The sequence below is a fragment of the Xanthomonas sp. LMG 12459 genome (genome assembly GCF_009192905.1).
GTDB classification, from domain to species: Bacteria; Pseudomonadota; Gammaproteobacteria; order Xanthomonadales; family Xanthomonadaceae; genus Xanthomonas_A; species Xanthomonas_A sontii.
The window spans coordinates 1-5692 of record NZ_NSGT01000100.1 but is presented as its reverse complement, the minus strand read 5'-3'; the positions used below and the strand labels follow the sequence as shown (position 1 = coordinate 5692).

Annotated in this window: 5 protein-coding genes; 4 read left to right on the top strand and 1 reads right to left on the bottom strand. The window is 71.9% G+C overall.

Features of this window, described 5'->3' with window-relative positions:
- The 3 genes from CEK65_RS21245 to sppA all read left to right on the top strand — a co-directional run.
- The coding region (locus tag CEK65_RS21245) for a hypothetical protein (protein WP_226980643.1) at positions 1-932 on the top strand (932 nt) is incomplete at its 5' end.
- Positions 933-1092: 160 nt separating this feature from the next.
- Entirely contained in the window at positions 1093-2463 is a 1371-nt protein-coding gene (locus CEK65_RS19025; RefSeq protein ID WP_017911990.1) for an MATE family efflux transporter, read from the top strand.
- Between the two features lie 76 nt (positions 2464-2539).
- Complete coding sequence (gene sppA / locus CEK65_RS19020; protein ID WP_019800812.1) at positions 2540-4438, top strand: signal peptide peptidase SppA; 1899 nt, start codon at positions 2540-2542, stop codon at positions 4436-4438.
- An 82-nt stretch (positions 4439-4520) separates the two neighbouring features.
- Here the strand turns inward: sppA and CEK65_RS19015 are convergent, their stop codons facing one another.
- Positions 4521-4727 carry a hypothetical protein gene (locus tag CEK65_RS19015; protein ID WP_043094543.1) on the bottom strand — a complete coding sequence of 69 codons (207 nt, stop codon included), beginning with the start codon at positions 4725-4727 and terminating at the stop codon, positions 4521-4523.
- A gap of 87 nt (positions 4728-4814) precedes the next feature.
- On the opposite strand from CEK65_RS19015, the gene CEK65_RS19010 reads away from it, so the two are divergent.
- Entirely contained in the window at positions 4815-5588 is a 774-nt protein-coding gene (locus tag CEK65_RS19010) for an SDR family oxidoreductase (protein WP_043094544.1), read from the top strand.
- Positions 5589-5692: the final 104 nt, after the last annotated feature.

Sequence of the window (5692 nt, the reverse complement as noted above, 5' to 3'; positions counted from 1 at the left end):
TGCGCGATGCGGCGATCGCCGGCAGCACGGCCTCGCCTGCGCCGGCCAAGGCGCAGGCCCCTGCCGCCGCCGCGGCCGCGGCGCGTCCACGCCGCCGCGGCGCTCGCTCGGCCCTGCGCACGCGCCTGGCCGGGGCAGTGATCGCGGTGGTGGTCCTGGCCCTGGTCGGGACGGTGTTCTGGGACCGCCTGCCCTGGCATCGGTCCCGCGCCGCGACCGCGGCCGGTGGCAGCGACGCGAGCCTGGCGCTGGGCGATACCGGCCCGGTGCAGGTGGAAGTGCTGCCGCCGGAATCGGACACCGCCAGCGCGCCGCCGCTGCCGGCCGACCCGCCGGCGCCGCTGCCGGAGCCGGCGATCTACGACCTGGATTTCTATGCGTGGTACGCGGCCGGCGCGCCGCCGCCGCGGATCGAGCGCAGCGCGCCCAGCGCCGCCGACCTGGCCGAGGCCGCCGAAGCCCCGCCGGCGGCCACCGTTGCCCCGGCCGTCGCGCCCGCGGCGACCACGCCACCGGCGCTGACCCCCGCGCAACTGCGCGCGCGCCAGGCCGCCTGGGACGCGCTGCCGGCGGCGGCGCAGGCGCGGCTGCGGCAGGTCGCCACGGCCTTCGCCGGCCTGCCGATCGAGCAGCAGCACAGCCTGCATGCGCAGTTCGCCGAGATGGACGCCCTGGAGCGCCACGGCTGGTTGCTCGGCCCGGAACTGGGCGCCGAGTTCTGGGCGCTGCAGCCGCTGCTGGGCTACGTCCCGGAGGCGCAGCGGCAGGCACTGCTGGGCCTGTTGCGCGGCCTGCCGGCGGACCAGCGCGAGCATCTGGCGCTGTTGTCGCAACGGACCCCGCCGCAGGACCGTGCCGCCTTGCGCCGCGACCTGCTGGCGCAGGGCGCCGACAGCCGTGGTGCCTGGCTGAAGCAGCGCGCCGCGCGCTGAACTGCGCGCGGCGCCTGGCGTTGCGTGCACCTGGTCCCGGGCCCCGGGTCCCGGCTTCTCCTGCAGTGATCCGCCGCAGCGGGTAGAATGCCCGGCCTCCGCCACCCGGTGCCGGCGCTGTCTGCGCGGCCGCAGTCGGCGGGATCGCCAGAGTCTTGCAATGTTTTCGTCTTCCACCCCGGCCTCGGTCCGGGGCCGCGAACTGCGCACCACCGCGCAGCTCGCCCTGCCGCTGGTCCTGGGGCACGTCTCCACCGGCCTGATCAGCTTCGTCGACAACGTGATCGCCGGCCACCACGGTACCCGCACGCTGGCCTCGGTGACGGTCGGGACCGCGCTGCTGTGGCTGCCGATGATGATCCCGATCGGCACCCTGATCGCCCTGACCGCCTCGGTGTCGCAGCTCGACGGCGCCAAGCGCCATGCGCAGATCGGGCCGCTGTTCCGCCAGGCGCTGTGGCTGTCGCTGGGCCTGGGCCTGCTGATGTTCGCGTTCCTGAGCGTGATGCCCATGGCGCTGCCGCAACTGGGCATCGCCCCGGAGATCGTGCCCGGCGCGCGCGACTTCCTGCTTGCGATCCGTTGGGGCGTGCCGGCGCTGGTGCTGTACTTCTGCATGCGCTACCTCAGCGAAGGCATGCACTGGACCTTGCCGACCATGCTGCTCGGCTTCGGCGGCCTGCTGCTGCTGGCGCCGCTCGGCTATGCGCTGACCTTCGGCCTGTGGGGCCTGCGCGAGCACGGCGCCGGTGGCCTGGGCATGGCCTCGGCGATCATGATGTGGGCGCAGGCGCTGTGCTTCGCCATCTACCTGGCGCGGTCCAGGCGCTTTGCGCCGTTGCGCCTGTTCGCGCGGTTCGAGGCGCCGGACCTGCGCGCGATCGTCGGGCTGCTCAAGACCGGGCTGCCGATCGGCGTGACCATCCTGATGGAAGGCGGCCTGTTCATCGTCACCGCGCTGCTGATCGCGCGGCTCGGCGAGGTGCCGGCGGCGGCGCACCAGATCGCGATCAACGTGGCGCAGCTGTGCTTCATGGTGCCGATGGGCGTGGCCGAGGCGACCACGGTGCGGGTCGGCCGCGCCGCCGGCGCGGGCGATGCGGTAGGCGTGCGCGGCGCGGCCTGGGCCGGCTATGCGATCGTGCTCGGCACCCAGGCGCTGTCGGCGCTGGTGCTGCTGGTCGGCCACGACGCCATCGTCGGCGTCTACACCAGCGACCTGGCGGTGGCGGCGCTGGCCTCCACGCTGCTGCTGTACGCGGCCACCTTCCAGTTCCCCGACGGCGTGCAGGTGCTGTCGGCCGGCGCGCTGCGCGGCCTCAAGGACACCCGCGTGCCGATGTTGCTGGCCCTGTGCTCCTACTGGGGCCTGGGCATGCCGCTGGGCGCCGGCCTCGGCCTGTGGCTGGGCTGGGGACCGCAGGGCATGTGGATCGGCCTGATCCTGGGGCTGACCGCGGCGGCGGTGATGATGGGCGCGCGCTTCCGCTGGAGCAGCGCGCGGCTGCTGGCCGCGCCGGCGGCCCCCTGACTTCAGACGCATGTGCGGCGCCTGACGCAGCCGGTATGCTGCGCAGGCGCAAGACGCCTTCCTTTCGGAGCTTTCCATGAACCAACCCGTGCGTCGCAGCCCCGTCGCCAACTTCTTCGTCGGCCTGTGGGATGTGATGAACTTCACCCGCCGGTTGATCTTCAACCTGGTGTTCTTCGGTTTCCTGTTGCTGATCCTGCTGGCGATGGTGTTCGCCATGGCGCGCGGCGACGGCGGCAAGGCGCTGCGCGACCGCACCACGCTGCTGATCGCGCCGGAAGGCAAGCTGGTCGAGCAGTTCAGCGCCGACCCGGTCAGCCGCGCGCTGGCCAAGGCGATGAACGACAAGGGCGCGCAGGAGATCCAGTTGCGCGACCTGGTGCGCGCCATCGAGGCGGCCAAGACCGATCCCAAGATCGAGCGCGTGGCGCTGCGCCTGGACAAGCTGCAGCCCAGCGGCTTCGCCTCGATGCGCGAGGTGGAGAAGGCGCTGCAGGACCTGCGCAGCTCCGGCAAGCAGATCGTCGCCTACAGCGACAATCTGAATCAGTGGCAGTACCTGCTGGCCGCGCAGGCCAACGAGGTCTACCTGGACCCGATGGGCTCGATGACCCTGGAAGGCCTCGGCCGCTACCGCCAGTACTTCCGCGAGGGCCTGCAGGACAAGCTCGGCGTGGACGTGCACCTGTTCAAGGTCGGCGAATACAAGTCCGCCGCCGAGCCGTACGTGCTCGACGCGGCCTCGGCGGCGTCCAAGGAAGCCGACCTGTTCTGGATGAACGATGTGTGGCAGCGCTACGTGGCCGACATCGCTAAGGCGCGCAAGCTGGCGCCTGAGCAGATCAATGCCGGCATCGACACCATGCCCGAGGGCGTGGCCGCCGCCGGTGGCGACCTGGCCAAGTTCGCCCTGCAGCAGAAGCTGGTGGACGGCCTGAAGACCCGCGAGGACGTCGAGCAGCTGCTGGCCAAGCGTGGCGTGGCCGACGACGATGCCGACACCGGCTACCGCAACGTCGACCTGGACGGCTACCTGCAGCAGCTGGACCTGCGCCGTTCGCCGGTGGACTCGCGTCCGCAGGTGGCGGTGGTGGTCGCCGCGGGCGAGATCAGCGGCGGCGAACAGCCGGCCGGCCGCATCGGCGGCGAGTCGACCGCGGCGCTGCTGCGCCAGGCGCGCGACGACGACGCGGTCAAGGCGGTGGTGCTGCGCGTGGATTCGCCGGGCGGCGAAGTGTTCGCCTCCGAGCAGATCCGCCGCGAAGTGGTGGCGCTGAAGGCCGCCGGCAAGCCGGTGGTGGTGTCGATGGGCGACCTGGCCGCGTCCGGCGGCTACTGGATCAGCATGAACGCCGATCGCATCTACGCCGATCCGTCGACGATCACCGGCTCGATCGGCATCTTCGGCATGATCCCCAACATCACCCGCACCCTGGACAAGATCGGCGTGCATACCGACGGCGTGGGCACCACCCGTTTCGCCGGTGCGTTCGACATGACCCGGCCGATGGATCCGGCGGTGGGCCAACTGATCCAGTCGGTGATCAACAAGGGCTATGCCGACTTCACCGGCAAGGTCGCGCAGGCGCGCGGCAAGTCGGTCGAGGCCATCGACCAGGTCGCGCGCGGCCGCGTGTGGAGCGGTGCGCAGGCCAAGGAGCGCGGGCTGGTGGACGCGTTCGGCGGCTTCAAGGACGCGGTGGCCGATGCCGCCGCGCGCGCCAAGCTGGGCGGCCCGGACAAGTACCGGGTGCGCTACGTGGAGAAGCCGGCTACGCCGTTCGCGCAGTTTGTCAGCGGGTTCGCCGGCAGCCGCCTGGGCGTGTGGATGCTGAGCGACTCGGCGCTGGGCCATGCCCTGCTGGCGCGCAGCATGCCGGAACTGGACACCCAGCTGCGCTTCGTCAAGGACGCGGCCGACACCCGTCCGGGCGCACCGGTGAAGGCGCTGGCCTACTGCTTCTGCGGTCTGTAAGCCGGCCCTGCGCCGGCAGCGGCGCGCTCTTGCGAGCGCGTCGCCTGCTTCCTGCAACGCCGGCCCCCGTGGCCGGCGTTGTTCATTGTGCGGTGGCGGCGTCGAGCGCGGCGTTCTGCGTGGCCGCGGCGTGGTCGAGCGTGGCCTGGGTCTGCCTGGCGCGGTCCAGCGGCTGGGCGATGGCGCTGCGCAACGCGCTGGCCTTCGGCGGTGGCGGCGCATCGGGCGGTTGCGGCGGTGCCGGCTTGCAGGCGGCCAGCAGGGCGAGCAGCGGCAATGCCAACGTCATCCTGCGCAGTGGTGCGGACATGGCGGCGACCTCCTCGAGGGTGGAGGTATCATCCTACGCCTCTCATGTGAGCAGACAGGCACGCGCATGCAGCACCGTTGGCGGCTGGACGGACAGACCGCGCTCATCACCGGCGCCAGCGCCGGCATCGGCCTGGCGATCGCGCGCGAACTGCTCGGGTTCGGCGCCGACCTGCTGCTGGTGGCGCGCGACCTCGATGCGCTGGAAGCGGCGCGCGACGAACTGCGCGATGCCTTTCCCGAGCGCGAGATCCTGGCGCTGGCCGCCGACGTCGCCGACGACGAGGACCGCCGCGAGATCCTGGACTGGGTCGAGGACCATGCCGACGGCCTGCACCTGTTGATCAACAACGCCGGCGGCAACCTCAGCAAGGCCGCGGTGGACTACACCGAGGACGAGTGGCGCGGCATCTTCGAGACCAACCTGTTCTCCGCGTTCGAACTGTCGCGCTACGCGCATCCGCTGCTGGCGCAGCACGCGGCCTCGGCGATCGTCAACGTCGGCAGCGTGTCGGGACTGACCCACGTGCGCAGCGGTGCGCCCTACGGCATGACCAAGGCGGCGCTGCACCAGCTCACCCGCAACCTCGCCGCCGAATGGGCCGAGGACGGCATCCGGGTCAATGCGGTGGCGCCCTGGTACATCCGCACCCGCCGCACCTCCGGGCCGTTGTCGGACCCGGACTACTACGAGCAGGTGATCGAGCGCACGCCGATGCGCCGTATCGGCGAACCGGAGGAAGTGGCGGCGGCGGTCGGCTTCCTGTGCCTGCCGGCGGCCAGCTACATCACCGGCGAATGCATCGCGGTGGATGGGGGCTTTTTGCGTTACGGGTTCTAGCGGCTGTGCGGCGGCCGCGTGCGCCGGGCGCCGGCCGAAAGGCGCAGTGCAACCAGGCCCCGGGCGTATGTCGTCGGGACTGAAGGGCACCTCTAAAAACCCCG

Bases quoted from the DNA above. Each gene is read 5' to 3' on its own strand.
- CEK65_RS19015 (WP_043094543.1), bottom strand. From the start codon at position 4,727: ATGACGTTGGCATTGCCGCTGCTCGCCCTGCTGGCCGCCTGCAAGCCG.
- sppA (WP_019800812.1), top strand. From the start codon at position 2,540: ATGAACCAACCCGTGCGTCGCAGCCCCGTCGCCAACTTCTTCGTCGGC.
- CEK65_RS19010 (WP_043094544.1), top strand. From the start codon at position 4,815: ATGCAGCACCGTTGGCGGCTGGACGGACAGACCGCGCTCATCACCGGC.
- CEK65_RS19025 (WP_017911990.1), top strand. From the start codon at position 1,093: ATGTTTTCGTCTTCCACCCCGGCCTCGGTCCGGGGCCGCGAACTGCGC.